This is a genomic window from Klebsiella planticola ATCC 33531 (genome assembly GCF_000735435.1).
GTDB lineage: Bacteria > Pseudomonadota > Gammaproteobacteria > Enterobacterales > Enterobacteriaceae > Klebsiella > Klebsiella planticola.
In genome coordinates this window covers 104748-127748 of record NZ_JMPP01000017.1, presented here as the reverse complement: position 1 = coordinate 127748, position 23001 = coordinate 104748, and the positions used below count along the sequence as shown (strand labels likewise).

Sequence of the window (23001 nt, the reverse complement as noted above, 5' to 3'; positions counted from 1 at the left end):
AACCCCCGCCATTTCTGGCGAGGGTTCTCTGAATGAGTTGAAGCTGGCCAATAAGCCGCGTTCTTTTCATCGAGAACGGAGTGGACAGTCATTCATCTGCTCTTTCCTCCCGGAACCGGAAAGTAAAAACCCCCGCCATTTCTGGCGAGGGTTCTCTGAAGAAGTTGAAGCTGACCGATAAGCCGGGTTCTGTCGTGGACAGTCATTCATCTAGGCCAGCAATCGCTCACTGGCTCAAGCAGCCTACCCGGGTTCAGTACGGGCCGTACCTTGTGAACCCCTATTTGGCCTTGCTCCGGGTGGAGTTTACCGTGCCGCGAACTGTTACCAGTCGCGCGGTGCGCTCTTACCGCACCCTTTCACCCTTACCTGATCCCGCTTGCGCGGGCCATCGGCGGTTTGCTCTCTGTTGCACTGGTCGTGGGTTTCCCCCCCAGGCGTTACCTGGCACCCTGCCCTATGGAGCCCGGACTTTCCTCCCCTCCGCCCGTCTCCCCCGAGGAGGACGACGACGAAGCGGCGACTGTCTGGTCAGCTTCGGCGCGAAGTATAAAAGGTTTACCGCCGGTTGTCATCCTTCCATCACAATCCCGACCTGCAAAGTCGCAGCAACATTCCGTGAAGCGCGATAAATATTGTCCGAAGCGCCGCGGAAGGCCTCTTCCAGGCTCGTGATAGTGGTCAACACGCTGAACACCGCATCGATACCATACTGATGCACCACGCCGACATCGCGGGTCAGACTACCAGCAATACCAATCACCGGCTTATGGTACTTTTTCGCCACGCTGGCAACGCCGACCGGGACCTTACCGCTAATGCTTTGACTGTCGAGCCTTCCTTCACCGGTCACCACCAGAGAACAGTCAAGAATATGCTCTTCCAGATTCAGCGCCTGGGTCACAATCTCGATACCGCTACGTAGTTCCGCATTCAGAAATGCCATCAGCGCCGCCCCCATGCCACCTGCGGCACCGGCTCCGGCGACCTCTTTGACATCGACACGCAGAGTTCGCTTAATCACATCCGCATAGTGCTCAAGATTACGATCCAGCTCGAGAATCATCGCTTCCGTCGCCCCTTTTTGCGGGCCGAAAATCCACGAAGCGCCCGTCTCGCCAGTCAGTGGATTAGAGACATCGCAGGCCACGCGAATTGAACACTCCTGCAACCGAACATCCAATGCAGACAGGTCGATCGAGTTCAGGCAAGCAAGGCTGCCGCCGCCGTCACCAATATCAACGCCGTTCGCATCATGAAGCCGCGCGCCCAGCGCCTGCACCATCCCCGCGCCACCGTCGTTGGTCGCACTGCCACCAATGCCAATAATGATATTTCTCGCCCCATGCTCCAGCGCCTGCAAAATCAGCTCACCGGTACCACGCGAGGTCGTCAACAGCGGATTGCGCTGCGCGGGAGGCACCAGCCCCAGCCCGCTGGCCGCCGCCATTTCAATAAACGCGGTTTGACCATCCCCGGAAAGCCCCCAGCAGGCATCAACCGGCACGCCCAGCGGCCCCGTCACACAAGCGCTCATTTTGGTTCCCTGCGTCGCGGCGATCATCGCCTCAACGGTACCTTCTCCGCCATCGGCGAGGGGGACCTTTACATAGAGCGCATCGGGGAAAATCTCCCGAAAACCTTTTTCTATAGCCTGTGCAACCTCAGTAGCTGAGAGGCTTTCTTTATAAGAGTCTGGGGCGATTACGATTTTCATAGTTATTAGCCTGACAGTGCCGCGCAAGGCAAGAATGACAGGGCGCCATCCGCGCCCTTCTTGTTAGCGAGTGACTTCCACTTTCGCCAGTTTCTCGTAGTAACACGCAAGCGCGCTGTGGTCGGCGGTACCCAGGCCGTCAGCGCGCAGCGCCTGCATCATCTCCATCACCGCCGCGGTCAGCGGCAGCTGCGCCCCCACGCCGTGGGACGTATCCAGCGCATTCGCCAGATCTTTGATATGCAAATCGATACGGAAGCCCGGTTTAAAGTTGCGATCCATCACCATGGGCGCTTTGGCATCCAGCACGGTGCTGCCGGCCAGACCGCCGCGGATTGCCTGATACACCAGATCGGGATTCACGCCTGCTTTGGTCGCCAGGGTCAATGCTTCAGACATCGCCGCGATATTCAGCGCCACGATCACCTGGTTGGCCAGCTTGGTCACGTTGCCCGCGCCGATATCGCCGGTATGCACGACAGAGCCCGCCATCGCTTTCAGCAGGTCATAATATTGTTCAAAAATCGCTTTATCACCACCAACCATGACGGACAGAGTCCCGTCAATGGCCTTCGGCTCGCCGCCGCTTACCGGCGCATCCAGCATATTTACGCCTTTCGCCTTTAACGCATCGCTGATTTCACGGCTCGCCAGCGGTGCAATAGAGCTCATATCAATCAGCACGGTGCCCGGTTTCGCCCCTTCAATAATGCCGCCTTCGCCCAGCGCCACCTCTTTCACATGCGGAGAGTTCGGCAGCATGGTGATGATCACCTCACACTGCTCAGCTATCGCTTTCGCCGAAGCGGCGGTTTCAGCGCCTGCGGCAATCACTTCTGCGATGGCTTCCGGATTACGATCGGCAACCACCAGCGAGTAACCCGCTTTGAGGAGGTTTTTACTCATGGGTTTACCCATGATGCCAAGGCCAATAAAACCAACTTTCATTGTCATGTCTTTATCTCTCTTGTTGCGGTGGCGGTTATTTCTTAAAGGAATCAGCCAGTTTCTGCGTGGCGGAGCGGAATACGCCCAGATCGCTGCCGACGGCGACAAAGGTTGCGCCCCATTCCAGATAGCGACGCGCATCCGCTTCTACCGGCGCCAGAATACCGCTCGGCTTGCCGTGCTTTTTCGCGCTTGCAAAAATGTGCTGGATAGCCTGCTGGACCTGCGGGTGAGAGGCGTTGCCCAGATGTCCCAGCGCGGCGGCCAGATCGCTTGGGCCGACAAAAATACCGTCAACGCCCGCAGTCGCAGCGATCGCATCAACGTTATCCACCCCCTGCTGGCTTTCAATTTGTACCAGGATGGTGATGTTTTGGTTCGACTGCGCGAAGTAATCCGGCACCGTGCCAAACATATTGGCGCGGTGCGACACGGAAACGCCGCGAATGCCTTCTGGCGGGTAGCGGGTGGCGGCGACGGCGTTAATCGCTTCTTCTTCGCTTTCCACGAACGGGATCAAAAAGTTATAGAAACCAATATCCAGCAGGCGCTTAATGATCACCGGTTCGTTGGTCGGTACGCGCACAACCGGCGCGCTGGCGCTGCCTTTCAGCGCCATCAGCTGGGGGATAAAGGTGGAGATATCGTTCGGCGCATGTTCGCCGTCCAGCACCAGCCAGTCGAAACCGGCCAGGCCTAACACTTCGGTCGTGATGGGGCTGGCCAGGGCGGACCAGCAGCCAATTTGAATCTGATGCGCCGCCAGGGCCGCCTTAAATTTATTCGGGAAGATATCGTTATTCATCACTTATACCTTGTCACTTAACCGTTAATTATTTCTGCAGTTCCACATATTGAATGTTGCCGATGATAAACGGATAGTAAATCATTGCCATCAGGCCAAACATCCGATGAAGATTAGCGCTGCGTTAAATGAGAGCATTGCACTTCATTTATTTATTTTTGGTGTGTCTCTTAATTATTTATAAACCGAGATCAGAAGCACTCGATTTACTCATCCGGTGCATAGCAAGCATGACTCAGTATAATCAGCTGACGGCCAGAGAACACCGTGCAAAAAACCCATAAAATGGAATGAATAATCATTAAAATTGTGCATCCGCCATAATCAGTGGGCGCTGATGCACAGTTCCAGCGTTTTCCCTTTGCCGCGATTTTGCTCCCGCAACAATGAGTGACAGGGATCACACATCTAAATCAAAACAGCTGACATTCTTTGCCGAGGAAATTCGTTCATCAGAAACTGAATAGCCGTTTTATTTTATTATTCGCACCTTGCTGGAGAATACTGGACAATGGCCGACATTGAAATCAGGCAGGAATCGCCGACGGCGTTTTATATAAAAGTACACGAAACGGATAATGTAGCGATTATTGTTAACGATCGCGGTTTAAAAGCCGGAACGCGTTTCCCTGACGGACTGACGCTCATCGAACATATCCCGCAAGGTCACAAAGTAGCATTGGTTGATATCCCCATACATGGTGAAATCATCCGCTATGGCGAAGTCATTGGCTACGCGGTGCGCGACATTCCGCAGGGCAGCTGGATTGACGAATCGCTGGTCGAACTGCCGAAAGCGCCGCCGCTGAACACGCTACCGCTGGCAAACAAAGTTCCGGAGCCTCTGCCTGCGCTGACCGGCTACACCTTTGAAGGGTATCGCAACGCCGATGGCAGCGTCGGCACCAGAAACCTGCTCGGTATCACTACCAGCGTGCACTGCGTCGCGGGCGTCGTCGATTATGTGGTGAAAATTATTGAACGAGACCTGCTGCCGAAATACCCGAATGTCGACGGCGTGGTCGGTCTCAACCACCTGTATGGCTGCGGCGTGGCGATCAACGCCCCGGCCGCCGTGATCCCTATTCGCACGATCCATAACCTCGCGCTAAATCCCAATTTCGGCGGTGAAGTCATGGTGGTTGGGCTCGGCTGTGAAAAGCTCCAGCCGGAACGCCTGCTCCAGGGCACCGAAGATGTCCAGCCCATTGCCGTCGACAGCGCCAGTATCATCCGCCTGCAGGATGAACAGCATGTCGGGTTCCAGTCAATGGTTGACGATATTTTGCAGGTCGCAGAACGGCATCTGGAAAAACTGAATGCCCGCCAGCGTGAAACCTGTCCGGCTTCTGAACTGGTGGTGGGCATGCAGTGCGGCGGCAGCGATGCCTTTTCCGGCGTGACCGCCAACCCGGCGGTGGGCTACGCTTCCGACCTGTTGGTCCGCTGCGGCGCGACCGTCATGTTCTCTGAGGTCACTGAGGTTCGCGATGCTATCCATCTGCTGACGCCGCGGGCCATCAACGAGGAAGTGGGCAAGCGTCTGCTCGAAGAGATGGCCTGGTACGATAACTACCTCGATTCAGGTCAGACCGATCGCAGCGCCAATCCCTCCCCCGGGAATAAGAAGGGCGGCCTGGCGAACGTGGTGGAAAAGGCGCTGGGTTCGATCGCCAAATCCGGTAAGAGCGCGATTGCCGAGGTCCTCTCACCGGGCCAGCGCCCAACCAAACGCGGCCTGATCTTCGCGGCTACCCCGGCCAGCGACTTCGTCTGCGGCACTCAGCAGGTTGCTTCAGGGATCACGGTTCAGGTGTTTACAACCGGGCGCGGCACGCCGTATGGTCTGGTCGCCGTGCCGGTCATCAAGATGGCAACCCGCACCGAGCTGGCAAACCGCTGGTATGACTTAATGGATATCAACGCCGGAACTATCGCCACCGGTGAAGAGACGATTGAAGAGGTTGGTCAGAAGCTGTTCGGGTTTATTCTTGATGTCGCCAGCGGCCGTAAGAAAACCTTCTCCGATCGGTGGGGCCTGTATAATCAGCTGGCGGTGTTTAACCCGGCGCCGGTGACCTGATTGCCGGTCAGGCGGCGCAACGCCAGCCGCCTGACCGCAGACCCCCTCCCCCACAGGAAGGGGGTCTATGCCACGTTCTGGCGCTTCACCAGTCGCACATCAATCCCGCTCTTACGCAGCCCTTCCAGACTTTCCGTCGGAATGCCTTCATCGACGATGATCATATCAATTCGTTGCGTATCGATAATCTTATGCAGGCTCGAACGGTTAAATTTGGTGGAATCGGTGACGACGATAATGCGTTCCGCCACTTCACACATCCGCCGGTTCAGGCGTGCCTCATCTTCATTATGGGTGCTCACGCCGCGATCGAGGTCGATGGCGTCGACGCCGAGAAAAAGCATATCGAAGTGGTAATTCAGCAAAGACTGTTCGGCCTGATCGCCATAAAACGACTGCGACTGGCGGCGCAGATGTCCACCGGTCATTAACAGCTCCACCCCTTCGGCATCCAGCAGCGCATTCGCCACATTCATCCCGTTGGTCATCGCAATAATATCCGTATGCTGATGCAGCATACGGGCGATTTCATAGGTGGTAGTCCCGGAGTCGAGAATAATACGATGCCCCGGTTGAATCAGTTCTACCGCTGCCCGCGCGATGCTGCGCTTCACTGCGGTATTGAGCGAACTTTTATCTTCCACCGACGGTTCGGCAGCCGGCATTGTTCCATCGCAGATCAGCGCGCCACCGTAGGCGCGAACCGCAATCCCCTGCTTTTCAAGGAAGGCCAGATCGTTGCGAATCGTCACCGTCGAGACACCGTATAAAAGAGAAAGATCGTTTACCTGCACGCTTCCCTGCTGCCGTAAGCGCTGGATAATCTGCTCACGCCTTTCACTGGTGCCGCTGATGCGCTTATCTGCAGAAGAGTCGGTACCGCTCATAAGTATTCCTTTCATCAAATCTTTCGTTTCATTTCGTTTGGTCTATTAACACCTTTCTTTTAACGGAATGCAAGCCCCATAACGCCAGAGAGCAGCGCAACGTCCACCGCTGAAACCTTTCATTATGTTTCTTTTGTGAAACAGATCGGAAAACTATTATCTTTCGTTTTATTTTTACATCACCATGATGCAGTATTAAATGAAACAAAACGAAAGATTAATCTCATTACCATCCGAAATGGAGAGGAAAGTGAAACATCTGACAAAAATGGTGGCGCAGCATAAACAAGGTGGAGGCAACGGTATTTATGCCGTCTGTTCCGCCCATCCCCTGGTACTTGAGGCCGCCATTCATTACGCCCGGGCGCAGCAGACCCCGTTACTGATTGAAGCCACATCCAATCAGGTCGATCAGTTCGGCGGTTATACCGGCATGACGCCGGCCGATTTCCGCGGTTTTGTCCACCAGCTTGCCGACTCGCTCGATTTTCCCCAATCACAGCTGATCCTCGGCGGCGATCACCTTGGGCCCAACCGCTGGCAAACCCTGCCCGCGGCCCAGGCGATGGCGAATGCCGATGATTTAATAAAAAGCTACGTCGCCGCCGGTTTTAAAAAGATCCACCTCGATTGCAGTATGTCCTGCGAAGGTGACCCGGTGCCGTTAACCGATGACATCGTCGCTGAACGCGCCGCGCGGCTGGCTCAGGTGGCGGAAGAGACCTGCCGTGAACGTTTCGGCAAACCTGACCTGGTCTACGTCATCGGCACCGAAGTCCCCGTCCCGGGCGGGGCTCATGAAACCCTGACCGAGCTACAGGTCACGACGCCTGATGCGGCGCGTGCGACGCTGGAAGCACATCGGCAGGCCTTTGAGCAACGCGGGCTGATCCACATCTGGCCACGCATCATCGGGTTAGTAGTACAGCCCGGCGTCGAATTCGACCACACGCATATTATCGACTATCAACCGCAGCGAGCCGAAGCGCTTAGCGCCATGGTTGAAGACTATGACGCGCTGGTCTTCGAAGCCCACTCTACCGATTACCAGACGCCGCAGGCGCTGCGGCGTCTGGTTAAAGATCACTTTGCCATTTTGAAGGTTGGCCCGGCGCTCACCTTCGCCCTGCGTGAAGCGCTGTTCTCACTGGCGGCAATAGAGGAAGAGTTGCTGCCTGCGAAGGCCTGCTCCGGGCTGCGTCAGGTGCTGGAAAACGTGATGCTCGACCGCCCGGAATACTGGCAAAACCACTATCACGGCGATGGTCATGCGCGACGTCTGGCGCGAGGCTACAGCTATTCAGACCGCGTGCGCTACTACTGGCCGGATCGGCAAATCGATGAGGCGTTTGCACGCCTGGTGCGTAATCTCGCGGACTGGCCGCTCCCGCTGCCGCTCCTCAGTCAGTATATGCCGCTGCAGTACCTCAAAGTTCGCGAGGGCGATCTCAAGGCGGAACCGCGAGAACTCATCCTCGATCACATTCAGGACATACTGCAGCAGTACCACGCCGCCTGTGTGGGCGTTACGTCCCATAACGCATAACAACGAAGAGGAAAACGCGATGCCAAACATTGTCTTAAGCCGTATTGATGAACGTTTGATCCACGGTCAGGTGGGTGTCCAGTGGGTCGGATTTGCGGGAGCAAACCTGGTACTGGTGGCCAATGATGAGGTTGCTGAAGACCCGGTACAGCAAAACCTGATGGAAATGGTCCTGGCAGAAGGGATCGCCGTACGCTTCTGGTCACTGCAAAAGGTCATCGACAATATCCACCGCGCCGCCGATCGACAAAAGATTCTGCTGGTCTGCAAAACACCAGCCGATTTCCTACGCCTTGTCGAAGGCGGAGTTCCCGTCACACGTATCAACGTAGGAAATATGCACTACGCCAATGGCAAACAACACATTGCCAAAACGGTTTCTGTAGACGCTGGCGATATTGCGGCGTTTAACGGTCTGAAGGCCGCCGGGGTGGAATGCTTTGTTCAGGGCGTTCCGACAGAACCCGCTTTGGATCTCTTTAAACTACTCTGAGGGATTCATAATGGAAATCAGTCTGTTGCAGGCATCTGCGTTGGGCATTCTGGCCTTTATTGCGGGCCTGGATATGTTCAATGGTTTAACACATATGCACCGTCCGGTGGTGCTCGGCCCGCTGGTTGGCCTGATTCTGGGCGATCTGCATACCGGCATTTTAACCGGCGGTACGCTGGAACTGGTCTGGATGGGGCTGGCCCCGCTAGCCGGTGCTCAGCCGCCAAACGTGATTATCGGTACCATCGTCGGCACCACCTTTGCCATTACCACCGGCGTGAAACCTGACGTTGCCGTCGGTGTCGCCGTGCCCTTCGCCGTCGCAGTACAAATGGGGATCACCTTCCTGTTCTCGGTGATGTCAGGGGTGATGTCTCGCTGCGACCGGATGGCCGCGAATGCTGATACCCGCGGTATTGAACGGGTTAACTATCTGGCGCTGCTGGCTCTGGGGATTTTCTATTTTCTCTGCGCTTTCCTGCCGATCTATTTCGGCGCGGAACATGCGAAAACGGCCATTGATGTCCTGCCTGCGCGCCTGATCGACGGTCTCGGCGTGGCTGGCGGCATTATGCCTGCTATCGGCTTCGCTGTTCTGCTGAAAATCATGATGAAAAACGTCTATATCCCTTATTTTATCATCGGTTTTGTCGCCGCTGCCTGGCTGAAGCTGCCGGTGCTGGCCATTGCCGCCGCGGCGCTGGCAATGGCACTCATAGACCTGCTGCGTAAATCTCCTGAACCGACTGCATCTGCGGCACAGAAAGAGGAATTCGAAGATGGCATCTAATCAAACCACTCTGCCAGGCGTCTCCGCTCCTGAAGAGACGTTGCTTTCCGGCGTGAATGAAAACGTCTACGAAGACCAGAGTCTCGGTGCGGAGCTGACGAAAAAAGACATTAACCGTGTCGCCTGGCGGTCCATGCTTTTACAGGCCTCGTTCAACTATGAACGTATGCAGGCTTCAGGCTGGCTGTACGGTCTGCTGCCCGCGTTGAAAAAGATCCATACCAATCAACGCGACCTGGCACGCGCCATGAAAGGGCATATGGGATTCTTCAACACCCACCCTTTCCTGGTGACTTTTGTTATCGGCATCATTCTCGCCATGGAACGTTCCAAGCAGGATGTAAACAGCATTCAGAGCACCAAAATTGCCGTGGGTGCCCCGCTCGGCGGGATTGGCGATGCCATGTTCTGGCTGACGCTACTGCCCATCTGCGGCGGGATTGGGGCCAGCCTCGCGCTACAAGGATCTATCCTCGGCGCGGTGGTGTTTATTGTGCTGTTTAACGTGGTACATCTCGGATTGCGTTTTGGTCTTGCACACTACGCGTACCGTATGGGCGTAGCGGCTATCCCGTTGATTAAAGCCAATACCAAAAAAGTCGGACACGCGGCGTCTATTGTTGGCATGACGGTAATTGGCGCGCTGGTGGCCACCTATGTCCGCCTCAGCACCACGCTGGAGATCACCGCGGGTGATGCAGTCGTGAAGCTGCAAACCGATGTCATCGATAAGCTGATGCCAGCGTTTCTTCCACTGGTTTATACCCTGACCATGTTCTGGCTGGTGCGCCGCGGCTGGAGCCCGTTGCGCCTCATCGCGCTCACCGTTGTGCTGGGCGTTGTGGGTAAATTCTGTCACTTCCTGTAAAGGCAAAGAGGTATTCGATGTTAGGCATTATTTTGACGGGGCATGGCGGCTTTGCCAGCGGTATGGCAATGGCGATGAAGCAAATTCTGGGTGAACAATCGCAGTTTATTGCCATCGACTTTCCAGAAACCTCAACCACGGCCCTGCTGACTGCGCAGCTTGAGCAGGCCGTCAACGCACTGGATGCTCAGGACGATATCGTTTTTCTGACCGACCTTCTGGGGGGGACCCCCTTTCGCGTAGCCTCGACGCTGGCAATGCAAAAACCCGGGCGCGAGGTGATTACCGGCACTAATTTGCAGCTGCTGCTTGAAATGGTGCTGGAACGCGAAGGGCTGAACAGCGAGGCGTTTCGCCTGCAGGCGCTGGAATGCGGGCATCGCGGGTTAACCAGTCTGGTCGATGAACTGGCGCGCTGTCGCGAAGAGAAACCTGTTGAGGAAGGAATATGACGCAAATTCTGCGTGCCAGACGCTTGCTAACCGAGCAGGGCTGGCTTGCCGATCATCAGCTTCGTATGGAAGCTGGCGTTATCACCGCCATCGAGCCCGTTCCCATTGGCGTCACCGCTCGCGATGCCGATCTGCTTTGCCCGGCCTACATCGATACGCATGTCCACGGCGGCGCGGGTATTGATGTGATGGACGAGGCACCGGAAGCACTCGACAGGCTGGCGATGTATAAAATTCGTGAAGGAGTGGGAGCCTGGCTCCCCACTACCGTCACCGCGCCGTTGCAGACCATCCAGCGTGCGCTGGAACGTATAGCCCGGCGTACGCTTTCCGGCGGCCCCGGCGCCCTGGTATTGGGGAGCTATCTTGAAGGCCCCTATTTCACGCCAGAGAATAAAGGTGCTCATCCGCCTGAGTTGTTCCGCGAACTGGATATCGCCGAGCTGGATACGCTGATTGCTCGCTCCCGGCAAACGCTGCGGGTCGTGGCCCTGGCGCCGGAAAAACCGGATGCCATACGGGCTATTCGCCATCTTAAACAGCAGGGTATCCGCGTCATGCTCGGCCATAGCGCTGCTACCTATGCACAGACCCGAGCGGCATTTACCGCAGGCGCTGATGGGCTGGTGCATTGCTACAACGGCATGAGCGGATTACATCATCGGGAGCCTGGCATGGTCGGCGCCGGATTAACCACCCGGCAGGCATGGCTGGAACTTATCGCCGATGGCCATCATGTTCATCCTGCCGCCATGCAGCTGTGTTGCAGCTGCGCCAGAGAGAGGCTGGTCCTGATCACCGATGCGATGCAGGCAGCCGGCATGCCGGATGGCCACTATTCGTTGTGCGGCGAAGAGGTAGAAATGCGCAAGGGCATCGTACGCACCGCTTCCGGCGGCCTCGCGGGCAGCACACTCTCTCTTGATGCCGCCGTCCGCAACATGGTTGAACAAGCGGGGGCCACGCCGGAGCAGGCAATTCATATGGCATCGCTCCACCCTGCTCGTCTGTTGGGTATCGACGATCGGCTGGGATCGCTGCGTCCGGGAAAATACGCGAACGTTATTGCACTGGACGACCGCCTGCATCTGCAAAAGATCTGGATTCAGGGACAGGCGCTCCCCCTTTAAATCTTTCGTTATGTATCACATTGGCCTTTGGTGTTGTACCGAAAGGCCTTTTCTTTCCTTTCTGAAATAACGGCAATCTGATAATAAAAACAGATAATCTATTGTTTATCAGTCACATAAAAACATCAAAACTTCAAAGATCACAGTTTTCGTTTTATTTCTAACTTCCTCCATTGAACTTTCGATTTCTTTCCTATAGATTTTATCTAACTGATTACATGAATAAGTGAAACGAAACGAAAGATAGCGACATTTTTGCCAGCGTCTGATGTGGAATTCACACGACTAAGGACTAAGTTATGCCTGAAACCTATACCGCCGCCTTTGCCTCGACCGGCACCTGGACTGAAGCAGAGATTCGTCAACAGCCCTCCTGCTGGCTTCGCTCACTCAACAACATCGACAATCATCGTGCAACGATCGACAGCTTCCTCGCCCCGCTGCTGCGCAAAAACGATCTGCGGATTGTCCTGACTGGCGCAGGCACCTCCGCCTTTATCGGCGAGATCATCGCGCCCTGGCTGTCGCGCCATAGCGGAAAAAATATCAGCGCCATCCCGACGACTGACCTGGTCACCAACCCCATGGACTATTTTAACGCCGCACATCCGCTGCTGCTGGTCTCCTTTGCCCGCTCCGGCAATAGCCCGGAGAGCGTCGCCGCCGTTGAGCTGGCCAATCAGTTCGTAGCGGAATGCTACCACCTGTCGATTACCTGTAATGAAGCCGGCAGCCTGTACCAAAATGCGGTGAGCAGCGATAACGCCTTTGCGCTATTGATGCCGGCAGAAACACATGATCGCGGCTTCGCAATGACCAGCAGTATCACCACCATGATGGCAAGCTGCCTTGCGGTATTCGCGCCGCAGACGATCAACAGCAATACCTTCCGTGACGTAGCGGATCGTTGCCAAAAGATTCTCACGTCGCTGGGTGATTTTAGCGATGGGGTGTTTGGTTATGAGCCGTGGAAACGAATCGTCTATCTTGGCAGCGGTGGATTACAGGGCGCGGCTCGTGAATCGGCCCTCAAGGTCCTGGAGCTGACCGCCGGCAAGCTGGCGGCGTTTTATGACTCTCCAGCCGGCTTCCGCCACGGGCCTAAATCGCTGGTGGATAATGAAACGCTGGTTGTGGTGATGGTGTCCAGCCATCCCTATACCCGCCAGTACGATCTCGATCTACTGGCCGAACTGCGTCGCGACAACCAGGCCATGCGCGTGGTGGCGATAGCGGCCGAAAACGACGCCGCCGTCGAAGCCGGCCCACACATCCTGTTACCGCCGTCTTCCCGCACCTTTAGCGATGTTGAGCAGGCGTTCTGCTTCCTGATGTATGCCCAGACGTTTGCGCTCGCACAATCTATCCGCGTTGGTAATACCCCGGATACCCCTTCCGCCAGCGGCACGGTTAACCGCGTGGTGCAAGGTGTTGTCATTCACCCCTGGAATGCTTGAGAGGAACGCATCATGAGTATCATTTCGACGAAATATCTCCTGCTGGATGCCCAGGCAAAAGGCTATGCGGTCCCGGCATTCAACATTCATAACGCCGAGACGATCCAGGCGATCCTCGAAGTCTGCAGCGAAATGCGATCGCCGGTGATCCTTGCAGGAACGCCGGGCACGTTTAAGCACATCGCGCTGGAGGAGATCTATGCGCTATGCAGCGCTTACTCCACCACCTACGACATGCCGCTGGCGCTGCATCTCGATCATCATGAATCGCTGGAAGATATTACCCGTAAAGTGAATGCTGGCGTTCGTAGCGCCATGATCGATGGTAGCCATTTTCCGTTTGCTGAGAATGTCCGGCTGGTGAAATCGGTCGTGGATTTTTGCCATGCCCGTGATTGCAGCGTCGAAGCAGAGCTCGGACGCCTGGGCGGCGTGGAAGATGATATGAGCGTTGATGCTGAAAGCGCTTTTCTGACCGATCCGCAGGAGGCAAAGCGTTTTGTTGAATTGACCGGAGTCGACAGTCTCGCGGTGGCAATCGGCACCGCCCACGGGCTCTATAGCAAAACGCCAAAAATTGACTTCCAGCGTCTGGCGGAAATCCGTGAGGTCGTGGACGTTCCCCTGGTGCTGCACGGCGCAAGCGACGTACCTGACGATTACGTTCGCCGCACCATCGAACTGGGGGTATGTAAAGTCAACGTCGCCACCGAGCTAAAAATCGCCTTTGCCGCGGCGGTCAAAAAATGGTTCGCCGACAACCCGCAGGGTAACGATCCTCGCTACTACATGCGCGTCGGTATGGATGCCATGAAAGAGGTGGTCAGACACAAAATCACCGTCTGCGGCTCAGCCAGCCGTCTGCTGCTCCCCGCTGAAGCCTGATAGCTTTCTCAGGCGGCCCTGCCCCCCAGCGTTATTCACGACAGGATAACGCTGACGACCGCTGATAAAACGAAAATAAAGGACCTCTGCCCCATGAAAAAAGCGCTCAATGTTTCGTTGCTCGCCCTGTTTATGTCACCGGGCGCCTTCGCGGCGAACTATGCACTGAATAACGACAATATGGCTTTCTCATTCGATGATGCCAGCTCGGCTGTTGTCGTTAAAGATACGCATTCCGGCCATCAGTTGTCGCCTCAGGAACCATTCTTTCTGACGCTACCAGATGAGACCGTCATCCATACGGCTGATTTTAAAATCAGCCGCGTTGAGAAAAAAGAGAATACGCTGGTAGTGACGTACATCCATCCCGATTTCAACGTGACCATGACGCTGAATTTGCTGAAAGACAAGTACGCCAGTATCAATTACACCATTGCCGCGGTTGGCAAAGCGCGGAATGTCGCGAAAATCACCTTCTTCCCGACCAAAAAACAGGCACAGGCGCCTTACGTGGATGGCGCTATTAACAGTTCACCGATTATTGCCGATACGTTTTTTATGTTGCCGAATAAACCTGTCGTCAATACTTATGCCTATGAAGGCACCACCAACCTTAACGTTGAACTTAAAACGCCCGTTCAGCCAGAAACGCCGGTGAGCTACACCACCTGGTTTGGCACCGTGGCAGAAACCAGCCAGCTGCGCCGCAGCGTCAACCAGTTTATCGATGCCGTTCGCCCACGGCCTTATAAACCCTACCTCCACTACAATAGCTGGATGGACATCGGCTTCTTTACCACCTACACCGAGCAGGACGTGCTGGGACGTATGGATGAATGGAATAAAGCGTTTATTACCGGCCGCGGCGTACCTCTCGATGCCTTCCTGCTGGATGATGGCTGGGACGATCGTACCGGAAGATGGCTATTTGGCCCGGCATTCAGTCAGGGTTTCGGTAAGGTCAGGGAGAAAGCGGACAGCCTGCATAGTTCCGTCGGTTTATGGCTCTCACCGTGGGGCGGCTACAATAAACCGCGCGATATTCGCGTCTCTCATGCCAAAGAGTATGGTTTTGAAACGGTCGACGGTAAATTTGCGCTCTCCGGGCCTCGTTATTTCAAGAACTTCAATGAACAGATCGCCAGTCTGATTAAGAACGAACACATCACCTCCTTCAAACTGGACGGCATGGGCAACGCCAACTCACATATTAAGGGTAGCCCGTTTGCTTCCGATTTTGATGCCTCCATCGCCCTGCTACACAACATGCGTAGCGCAAACCCGAACCTGTTTATCAACCTGACGACCGGCACCGATGCCAGCCCGTCATGGCTGTTCTATGCCGATTCGATCTGGCGCCAGGGCGATGATATCAATCTGTACGGTCCCGGAACGCCGGTACAGCAGTGGATGACCTATCGCGACGCGGAAACCTGGCGCTCAATCGTGAGAAAGGGACCGTTATTCCCACTTAATTCCTTGATGTACCATGGCATTGTCAGTGCAGAAAATGCCTATTACGGACTGGAAAAAGTGCAGACCGACGGCGATTTTGCCGATCAGGTGTGGAGCTATTTCGCGACGGGGACCCAGCTACAAGAGCTGTACATCACGCCGTCCATGTTGAACAAAGCCAAGTGGGACGTTCTGGCAGAGGCCGCTAAATGGTCGCGTGAAAATGCCCACGTGCTGGTGGACACACACTGGGTCGGCGGCGATCCGACGGCGCTTGAGGTATATGGCTGGGCATCCTGGAGCAAAGACAAGGCGATACTGGGACTGCGTAACCCTTCTGATAAACCGCAAAGTTACTACCTGAATCTGACAAAGGACTTTGAAATTCCTCAAGGCGAAGCAACCCGGTTCACCCTGACCGCTCGCTACGGCAGTAACCCAACGGTTCCGGAGCATTATCAGGACGCCGTGGTGATTACGCTACAGCCGCTACAAACGCTGGTTTTTGAAGCCACGCCGATCAAATAAGATCAATGGCCCGGTGTTCCCGGGCCTGTCTCTTATCCCTGCTGCTCCAGCGCATATTTATACAGCGCATTTTTCTTCACGCCGTGAATTTCAGCGGCCAGCGCGGCGGCTTTTTTCAGCGGCAGCTCCGCCTGCAGCAGGGCCAGCGTACGCAGCGCGTCTGCGGGCAGGGCCTCTTCCTGCGCTTTAAATCCTTCGACGATCAGTACCATCTCGCCTTTACGCCGGTTCTCATCCTCTTTCACCCACGCCAGCAGCTCGCCAATTGGCGCACCGTGAATGGATTCCCAGGTTTTGGTCAGCTCGCGCGCCAGCACCACATAGCGGGACTCTCCCAGCACCGTGCAGATATCTTCCAGGCTTTCCAGTAAACGGTGGGTTGATTCGTAAAAGATAATCGTACGCGGCTCTTCTTCCAGCGCCTTCAGCGTATCGCGACGCCCTTTTGATTTTGCCGGCAGGAACCCTTCATAGCAGAAACGATCGGAAGGCAGGCCTGCCGCGCTGAGCGCAGCAATGGCGGCACAGGGGCCCGGAAGCGGCACCACGCGGATATTTGCCTCGCGACAGGCCCGTACCAGGTGATAGCCAGGATCGTTGATCAGCGGAGTCCCGGCGTCAGACACCAGCGCAATGTTCTGCCCGTCTTTTAATTTCGCCAGAAGTGTTTCAGCTTTTTGCTGTTCATTATGGTCGTGCAGCGCAAATAAACGGGCGTTAATCGCAAAATGCTGGAGCAGCAAACCGGTGTGGCGGGTGTCTTCCGCGGCAACTAAATCAACGGCTTGTAACACTTCCAGGGCACGCTGCGTGATATCAGACAGATTTCCGATCGGAGTGGGCACAATATAGAGCTGCCCCTGAGAATTATCTGCTGATTCGTGTTGTTTCATTGTCTCGTCCGTATTGCCGAATTAATATTGAGCATTGAGCCAAAAAAATATCACTGGATACATATGGTACCGTCAACATTTCTTCGTTCTAAACCCGCGCGTTGTCTGCCCGTACTGCTAGCTGCTTTGATCTTCGCTGGCTGCGGCACCCATACCCCGGATCAAAGCACGGCGTTTTTACAGGGTACGGCACAGGCAGATTCCAGTTACTACCTACAGCAAATGCAGCAAAGCTCGAATGATAGCAAGACCAACTGGCAATTACTCGCCATTCGTGCACTGTTACAGGAAGGCAAAAAGCAGCAGGCCATCGACCTGTTCAACCAGCTGCCGTCTAATCTCAACGGTACCCAGGCCCGCGAGCAATCTCTGCTGGCCGTCGAAGTGAAGCTGGCGCAGAACGATTTCCAGGGCGCTCAGGCGCTGCTGGCGAAGCTCGATCCCGCCAGTTTTGAGCACAATCAGCAGCCGCGATACTGGCAGGCGCAGATTGATGCCAGCCAGGGCCGCCCGTCAATTACGCTGCTGCGTGCCCTGATCGCCCAGCAGCCGCTGCTGAGTCAGGCGAAACAACAGCAGCAGAATATCGACGCGACCTGGAAAGCGCTCACCTCAATGACCCAGGATCAGGCTAACGCGCTGATCATCAATGCCGATGAAAACGTCCTGCAGGGATGGCTGGATCTGCAACGCATGTGGTTTGACAACCGTAACGATCCCACCCTACTCAAAGCCGGCGTGAAAGACTGGCAAACCCGCTATCCGCAGAACCCTGGCGCGAAAATGCTGCCAACGGCGCTGGTGAATATGCAAAATTATAAACCGGCTTCAACCAATAAGATCGCGCTGCTGCTGCCGCTCAACGGCCAGGCCGCGGTCTTCGGCCGTACCATCCAGCAAGGCTTTGAAGCGGCGAAAAATGGCGCGCCGACCGTCGCCGGAAGCGCCGTTCCTGCCCAGGTTGCGCAGGCCGCCAATGTCGCCAGTAGCGACGTCGTGAGCCCTTCGCAGGCGGAAGTGGGCGACCTGACCTCAGCCAATACCGCGCCGGTCCCTGTTCAGGCGCCAGCGGCCGATCGGGCGCCGGCTCCGGTGACGGCAGCGGCCGCCACTCAGGCCGCGGCTGCGCCGGAGCAGTCAGCCACCAGCGACACCGCCGCGACGACCGCACAACCTGCGGTCAGCGCACCGCAGGCCCAGCCGGTTGCCACCACCCCGGCCAATCCTTCGGCTGAACTGAAAATTTACGACACCACCACGCAACCAATGAGTCAGCTGCTCGCGCAGGTACAGCAGGATGGCGCCACCCTCGTCGTCGGCCCGCTGCTCAAAGATAACGTCGAGGAGGTCATCAAGAGCAACACCTCGCTCAACGTGCTGGCGCTGAACCAGCCGGAGAAAGTCGAAAATCGCGCCAATATTTGCTATTTCGCCCTCTCGCCGGAAGATGAAGCCCGTGACGCGGCGCGCCATATTCACGATCAGGGCAAACAAACGCCGCTGCTGCTGGCGCCTCGCGGCGCGCTCGGCGATCGCGTGGTGAACGCCTTTGCCAACGAGTGGTTAAAACTGGGTGGCGGAACCGTCCTGCAGCAGCGCTTTGGTTCAGCTTCTGAGCTGAAATCCAGCGTCAACAGCGGTATCTCTCTGAGCGGAACGCCCGTTTCTACGCTGCCGTCAGCGTCTGACAGCAGCCTCGGTAACCCGGAAGATGTCCCGGTCAGCAGTAGCGGTGGCGTCGACTCCGCCTGGATCCTGGCGACGCCGGAACAGATTGCCTATATCAAACCGATGATCGCCCTGCGCAACGGCAGCCAGAGCAATGTCACCCTGTACGCCAGCTCCCGTAGCGCCCAGGGCACTGCCGGCCCAGATTTCCGCCTGGAGATGGAAGGTTTGCAGTATAGTGAGATCCCGATGCTGGCCGGCAGCAACCCGGCGCTGATGCAGCAGGCGCTCTCCGCCGTGCGCAACGATTATTCACTGGCTCGCCTGTATGCAATGGGCGCGGATGCCTGGTCGCTGGCTAACCATTTCGCCCAGATGCGCCAGACGCCGGGCTTCGAGCTGAACGGTAACACCGGCGATCTGACGGCCACGCAGGACTGCGTGATCAACAGGAAATTGTCATGGCTCAAGTACCAACACGGACAGATCGTCGCAGCCAACTAACCAAACAGACCGGAGATGCCTGGGAAAACCAGGCTCGCCGGTGGCTGGAAAGCCGGGGGCTGCATTTTATCGCCGCCAACGCCCGTGAGCGGGGCGGTGAAATTGACCTCATCATGCGCGATGGCGCGGTAACCGTTTTTGTGGAAGTGCGCTATCGGCGCAGCGCAAGCTACGGGGATGCCGCCTCCAGCGTCACGCAAAAAAAACAACAAAGACTCCTCCAGGCTGCTCGCCTGTGGCTCTCCCGGCAGAATGGGAGCTTTGACACTGTGGATTGCCGTTTCGATGTGGTAGCCTTCACCGGAAACGACATCCAATGGCTGAGAAACGCCTTTGGCGAATAGCGTAAATGAATTAAGGGATCCCGTGCTCGATAGAATTAAAGCCTGCTTTACTGAAAGCATTCAAACCCAAATTGCAGCAGCGGAAGCTCTCCCGGATGCCATCTCCCGTGCGGCCTTGACCCTGGTACAGTCGCTGCTCAATGGCAACAAAATCCTCTGTTGTGGCAATGGCACCTCTGCCGCCAACGCACAGCATTTTGCTGCCAGCATGATTAATCGTTTTGAAACAGAGCGTCCTGGTTTACCCGCCATTGCACTAAATACCGATAATGTGGTCTTAACCGCAATTGCCAACGATCGCCTGCACGACGAAATCTACGCCAAGCAGGTTCGCGCGTTAGGCCATGCAGGTGATGTTCTGCTGGCCATTTCCACGCGCGGCAATAGTCGGGACATCGTGAAAGCCGTTGAAGCTGCCGTCACCCGCGATATGACCATCGTCGCACTCACCGGCTACGACGGCGGTGAGCTGGCTGGCCTGCTGGGCCAGCAGGATGTCGAAATCCGCATTCCGTCTCATCGCAGCGCGCGAATTCAGGAAATGCATATGCTCACCGTTAACTGCCTGTGCGATTTGATTGATAACACGCTTTTTCCACACCAGGACGATTAAGGAGAACACATGAAGGCTCTCTCGCCCCTCGCCATCATTCTTTCTGCGCTACTGCTACAAGGATGCGTTGCCGCAGCGGTAGTCGGAACGGCAGCTGTCGGCACCAAAGCCGCCACGGACCCGCGTACGGTAGGTACTCAGGTTGATGACAGTACGCTGGAACTGCGCGTCAACAGCGCGCTGTCGAAAGACGAGCAAATTAAGAAACAGGCCCGGATTAACGTTACCGCCTATCAGGGCAAAGTCCTGCTGACCGGTCAGTCTCCGGTGGCGGATCTCTCCGCGCGCGCGAAACAAATTGCGATGGGCGTCGAAGGGACAACGGAAGTCTTTAACGAAGTACGTCAGGGCCAGCCGATTGGTTTAGGTACCGCCTCTTCCGATACCTGGATTACCACAAAAGTACGCTCTCAGCTGCTGGGCACCGATCAGGTCAAATCGTCAAACGTCAAAGTGACGACCGAGAATGGCGAAGTGTTCCTGATGGGTCTGGTCACGGACCGTGAAGGCCGTGCGGCGGCAGATATCGCCAGCCGGGTCAGCGGCGTGTCGCGCGTGACCACCGCCTTTACCTATATCAAGTAAGTAGTAAAAATAGTCCCGGCTCGCGCAATGCTGAGCCGGGTGACTAACCGGGCAAGGCGTTAGCCGCAGCCCGGGATTTCATCAGAGTAACGCCAGTCCGCCAACCACCGCACCACATAGCGCCACCAGCCCACAGGTCAGCCACAGCGCTTTCGCCGGAAAAGCCTTACGCAACATAATCAACGACGGCACGCTGACCGCAGGCAACGTGATGAGCAGCGCCAGCGCCGGGGCAAACCCCATTCCCGCCAGCATCATGGTCTGGACGATAGGGATCTCCGCCGCGGTAGGGATGACAAACAGACAGCCGGCTATCGCCATCGCCACCACCCAGAACAGGGTATTCCCCACCACGCCATCGGCATGCGGGAACAGCCAGACGCGCGCCGCCCCCAGCACCAGGACCGCCAGAATATAGACCGGAATAGTATTCCAGAACAGGGTCCAGAGCGCCCTCAGCCAGCGGGAGAAAAAAGGTCCCTGCGCGGTATCACCGACAGCCGGAAGATCTGACGGTTGCGTTGCCGCCTCTTTGACCCATTTTTGCACCAGCGTCGCCACGATCAACACCGTTGCCAGCCCGGCAACCAGGCGAATCAACGCAAACTGCCAGCCCAGCACAAACCCCATAAACACCAGCGTTGCCGGATTCAGCAACGGGTTGCCCATCCAGAACGCCAGTGCGCCGCCCATCGATACCTGCTGCTTACGCATTCCCGCCGCAACCGGTGCGGCGCAGCAAGTACACATCATACCGGGCAGAGAAAACAGCACGCCTGAGAGCGTACCGCGAAATCGAGACTGGCCCAACGTACGCAGCAGCCAGTCGCGCGGGATCAGCACCTGAATCAGCGAACCAAGCAGGACGCCCAGCACCGCCGCTTTCCAGACCGCCAGGAAGTAGACCGCCGCGTAGTCCCATGCCGCTTTGAACGGATTGGCATCGGCCTGGGCGAGGATCGATTTACCGATACTGTGCGTTTCTGCGGCCGTAAACGCCTTGCCATAGTAAGGCTGCCATTTGACGAACCACAGGCCAACGATGACAACGAGAAAAAAGAGCGCGGGCTTCCACCATTGAAACGGTGATGCCGCCTGAGATGAAGACTGACCAGCCATAGCATTCCCCAGGAAAGATGTGGTGATGTGAAGCGCAGAATACTACGCTTCGCTGGCCGCAATTTCACGCAGTTTTGCCGATGGCAGAATCGTCACGCCTTCCCGGCCTGGGGTCAGCGCTTCGCTAAGCATCGCCTGCGCCACCTCATGGGCATGGATAGATTTCCAGTTTCCCGGCAGCAGTCGGAACAATGGCGCCAGCACCGCTTCATTGGCCCTTTTTTGCTCTCGATCGCCCAGCAGCATCGACGGTCGCAAAATCGTCAGACGCGTCCACGGCTGCGCGCGCAGCGCCTCTTCCATTTCGCCTTTAACGCGGTTGTAGAAGAACATCGAATGCGGATTGGCCCCCATCGCGCTGACCACCAGCATGTGCTTTGCGCCCAGCCGTAGCCCGGTGAGCGCCGTATCCACCACCAGCCGGTAGTCAGCCTGAATGAAGGCGGCTTTACTGCCCGCGTCTCGCAACGTGGTCCCCAGGCAGCAAAACACGATATCGACGGGGTCAACAACCTGCGCCAGCGCATCACTCAACTGAGGCGCATGAGGATTCAGCACGCCCTCGGCATCCGCCAGCGGGCGGCGGGTCGCTGCGGTTATCGCCGCAATGCCCGGCGCCTGGATCAGCATTCGAAGTAAGTGCCCACCAACTAATCCGGTAGCCCCTGTTATTAGCACCTGGCTCATTATGCCCCCTGAAAAATCAGCCCTTCAGCGGCGGACGCCGCGGTAACAAGAGTATGTGGGAAAGATGGGACTCTGCACGTCCGTTACGGGCTTTCACTCGCTATCGGAATGACGTAGCCAGTGTAACTTGGTGCCGAACCCCAGCGTGTTATCGGTGAACTTGAGCTCATCCGGACGGATTTCCCAGACCGGCGCCCGCAGCATCCTGGCGATCGGAAAGCGGTTGACGTACCGCGCACGCATCACCGCTTCCTCATCACCTGAAAGACGACGAATTTCACCTTTGAACTGGACGCCGCGAATACGGGCAACGGTTTTCGGCTGGCCATTTACGGTGCCGGCGACCTTTGCGCGCTGGCCGGTCATCTGCCCGTGGCGGGTATTGTCATCACTGAGGAGATAGAAGGCGACGTTTTGCGAGTCATACACATAGAACGCATTGGCACACCACAGCTCTTCCTCGCTGGCAACGCACCAGGTAATCACATGCTGTTTGCCAAGCCAGCGGCTGATAGCAGCGAGCGTATCCATCTTTACTCTCCGG

General features: G+C 56.4%; 22 protein-coding genes and 1 other RNA gene. 14 read left to right on the top strand and 9 right to left on the bottom strand.

All coding sequences use genetic code 11. The features are described 5' to 3' along the window. Positions 1-162 precede the first annotated feature (162 nt). From rnpB to garL, 4 genes are all read right to left on the bottom strand, one after another. Positions 163-539: RNase P RNA component class A (gene rnpB, locus GRPL_RS26255), an RNA gene on the bottom strand. 32 nt (positions 540-571) lie between these two features. Continuing rightward, complete coding sequence (gene garK, locus GRPL_RS18215; protein WP_032690617.1) at positions 572-1717, bottom strand: glycerate 2-kinase; 1146 nt, start codon at positions 1715-1717, stop codon at positions 572-574. A gap of 63 nt (positions 1718-1780) precedes the next feature. Continuing rightward, on the bottom strand, positions 1781-2671 hold the full coding sequence (gene garR / locus GRPL_RS18220; RefSeq protein ID WP_032690616.1) for a 2-hydroxy-3-oxopropionate reductase: 891 nt from the start codon (positions 2669-2671) through the stop codon (positions 1781-1783). Between the two features lie 28 nt (positions 2672-2699). Beyond that, complete coding sequence (garL, locus tag GRPL_RS18225; protein WP_032690615.1) at positions 2700-3470, bottom strand: 2-dehydro-3-deoxyglucarate aldolase; 771 nt, start codon at positions 3468-3470, stop codon at positions 2700-2702. A 511-nt stretch (positions 3471-3981) separates the two neighbouring features. Between garL and garD the strand changes: the two genes are divergently transcribed. Continuing rightward, positions 3982-5553 carry a galactarate dehydratase gene (gene garD / locus GRPL_RS18230; RefSeq protein WP_032698746.1) on the top strand — a complete coding sequence of 524 codons (1572 nt, stop codon included), beginning with the start codon at positions 3982-3984 and terminating at the stop codon, positions 5551-5553. Positions 5554-5618: 65 nt separating this feature from the next. Here the strand turns inward: garD and GRPL_RS18235 are convergent, their stop codons facing one another. Next, positions 5619-6440 (bottom strand): DeoR family transcriptional regulator, encoded by an 822-nt coding sequence (locus GRPL_RS18235; RefSeq protein ID WP_032697456.1) that lies wholly within the window; start codon positions 6438-6440, stop codon positions 5619-5621. A gap of 238 nt (positions 6441-6678) precedes the next feature. Here GRPL_RS18235 and kbaZ point away from each other — a divergent pair, with 238 nt between their 5' ends. The 9 genes from kbaZ (at position 6679) to GRPL_RS18280 (ending at position 16044) form a co-directional block, all read left to right on the top strand. After that, on the top strand, positions 6679-7986 hold the full coding sequence (gene kbaZ, locus GRPL_RS18240; protein WP_072010666.1) for a tagatose-bisphosphate aldolase subunit KbaZ: 1308 nt from the start codon (positions 6679-6681) through the stop codon (positions 7984-7986). 19 nt (positions 7987-8005) lie between these two features. After that, on the top strand, positions 8006-8479 hold the full coding sequence (agaV, locus tag GRPL_RS18245) for a PTS N-acetylgalactosamine transporter subunit IIB (protein ID WP_032697453.1): 474 nt from the start codon (positions 8006-8008) through the stop codon (positions 8477-8479). A 10-nt stretch (positions 8480-8489) separates the two neighbouring features. Beyond that, positions 8490-9269, top strand: a complete 780-nt coding sequence (gene agaW, locus GRPL_RS18250) for a PTS N-acetylgalactosamine transporter subunit IIC (RefSeq protein ID WP_032697452.1) — start codon at positions 8490-8492, stop codon at positions 9267-9269. Then, the gene (gene agaE / locus GRPL_RS18255) at positions 9259-10137 is read left to right on the top strand and encodes a PTS N-acetylgalactosamine transporter subunit IID (protein ID WP_015585675.1); all 879 of its coding nucleotides are present in this window, start codon (positions 9259-9261) and stop codon (positions 10135-10137) included. Before agaW ends, agaE begins: the two co-directional genes overlap by 11 nt. Positions 10138-10154: 17 nt before the next feature. After that, positions 10155-10589, top strand: coding sequence for a PTS galactosamine/N-acetylgalactosamine transporter subunit IIA (gene agaF, locus GRPL_RS18260; RefSeq protein ID WP_032697451.1), 435 nt, complete (start codon positions 10155-10157; stop codon positions 10587-10589). Next, positions 10586-11719: an N-acetylglucosamine-6-phosphate deacetylase gene (gene nagA, locus GRPL_RS18265; protein WP_032698743.1), complete on the top strand. Its 1134-nt coding sequence runs from the start codon at positions 10586-10588 to the stop codon at positions 11717-11719. The genes agaF and nagA overlap by 4 nt, the downstream gene beginning before the upstream one ends. Before the next feature lie 299 nt (positions 11720-12018). After that, positions 12019-13176: an SIS domain-containing protein gene (locus GRPL_RS18270; protein WP_032697449.1), complete on the top strand. Its 1158-nt coding sequence runs from the start codon at positions 12019-12021 to the stop codon at positions 13174-13176. A 12-nt stretch (positions 13177-13188) separates the two neighbouring features. Further along, complete coding sequence (kbaY, locus tag GRPL_RS18275; protein WP_032697448.1) at positions 13189-14061, top strand: tagatose-bisphosphate aldolase subunit KbaY; 873 nt, start codon at positions 13189-13191, stop codon at positions 14059-14061. 93 nt (positions 14062-14154) lie between these two features. Continuing rightward, a complete protein-coding gene (locus GRPL_RS18280; RefSeq protein WP_032698742.1) occupies positions 14155-16044 on the top strand; it encodes an alpha-galactosidase in 1890 nt (629 codons plus the stop codon). Positions 16045-16076: 32 nt separating this feature from the next. On the opposite strand, the gene rsmI is transcribed toward GRPL_RS18280, so the two are convergent. After that, the gene (rsmI, locus tag GRPL_RS18285; protein WP_032698740.1) at positions 16077-16937 is read right to left on the bottom strand and encodes a 16S rRNA (cytidine(1402)-2'-O)-methyltransferase; all 861 of its coding nucleotides are present in this window, start codon (positions 16935-16937) and stop codon (positions 16077-16079) included. A gap of 63 nt (positions 16938-17000) precedes the next feature. Here rsmI and GRPL_RS18290 point away from each other — a divergent pair, with 63 nt between their 5' ends. Genes GRPL_RS18290 through dolP form a run of 4 tightly spaced genes read left to right on the top strand, consistent with a single transcriptional unit; the run spans position 17001 to position 20651 of the window. Further along, on the top strand, positions 17001-19109 hold the full coding sequence (locus GRPL_RS18290) for a penicillin-binding protein activator (protein ID WP_032698739.1): 2109 nt from the start codon (positions 17001-17003) through the stop codon (positions 19107-19109). Then, positions 19067-19453 (top strand): YraN family protein, encoded by a 387-nt coding sequence (locus GRPL_RS18295; RefSeq protein WP_004868021.1) that lies wholly within the window; start codon positions 19067-19069, stop codon positions 19451-19453. Before GRPL_RS18290 ends, GRPL_RS18295 begins: the two co-directional genes overlap by 43 nt. A 22-nt stretch (positions 19454-19475) precedes the next feature. Beyond that, positions 19476-20066 (top strand): DnaA initiator-associating protein DiaA, encoded by a 591-nt coding sequence (gene diaA, locus GRPL_RS18300; RefSeq protein ID WP_004868024.1) that lies wholly within the window; start codon positions 19476-19478, stop codon positions 20064-20066. A 9-nt stretch (positions 20067-20075) separates the two neighbouring features. After that, the gene (gene dolP, locus GRPL_RS18305) at positions 20076-20651 is read left to right on the top strand and encodes a division/outer membrane stress-associated lipid-binding lipoprotein (protein WP_032690598.1); all 576 of its coding nucleotides are present in this window, start codon (positions 20076-20078) and stop codon (positions 20649-20651) included. An 81-nt stretch (positions 20652-20732) separates the two neighbouring features. Here the strand turns inward: dolP and GRPL_RS18310 are convergent, their stop codons facing one another. From GRPL_RS18310 to GRPL_RS18320, 3 genes are all read right to left on the bottom strand, one after another. Next, on the bottom strand, positions 20733-21770 hold the full coding sequence (locus tag GRPL_RS18310; RefSeq protein ID WP_032698738.1) for a permease: 1038 nt from the start codon (positions 21768-21770) through the stop codon (positions 20733-20735). Positions 21771-21812: 42 nt separating this feature from the next. After that, a complete protein-coding gene (locus GRPL_RS18315; RefSeq protein WP_032690596.1) occupies positions 21813-22457 on the bottom strand; it encodes an NAD(P)H-binding protein in 645 nt (214 codons plus the stop codon). A 93-nt stretch (positions 22458-22550) separates the two neighbouring features. After that, on the bottom strand, positions 22551-22988 hold the full coding sequence (locus GRPL_RS18320; RefSeq protein ID WP_032690595.1) for a YhbP family protein: 438 nt from the start codon (positions 22986-22988) through the stop codon (positions 22551-22553). Between the last annotated feature and the right edge of the window lie 13 nt (positions 22989-23001).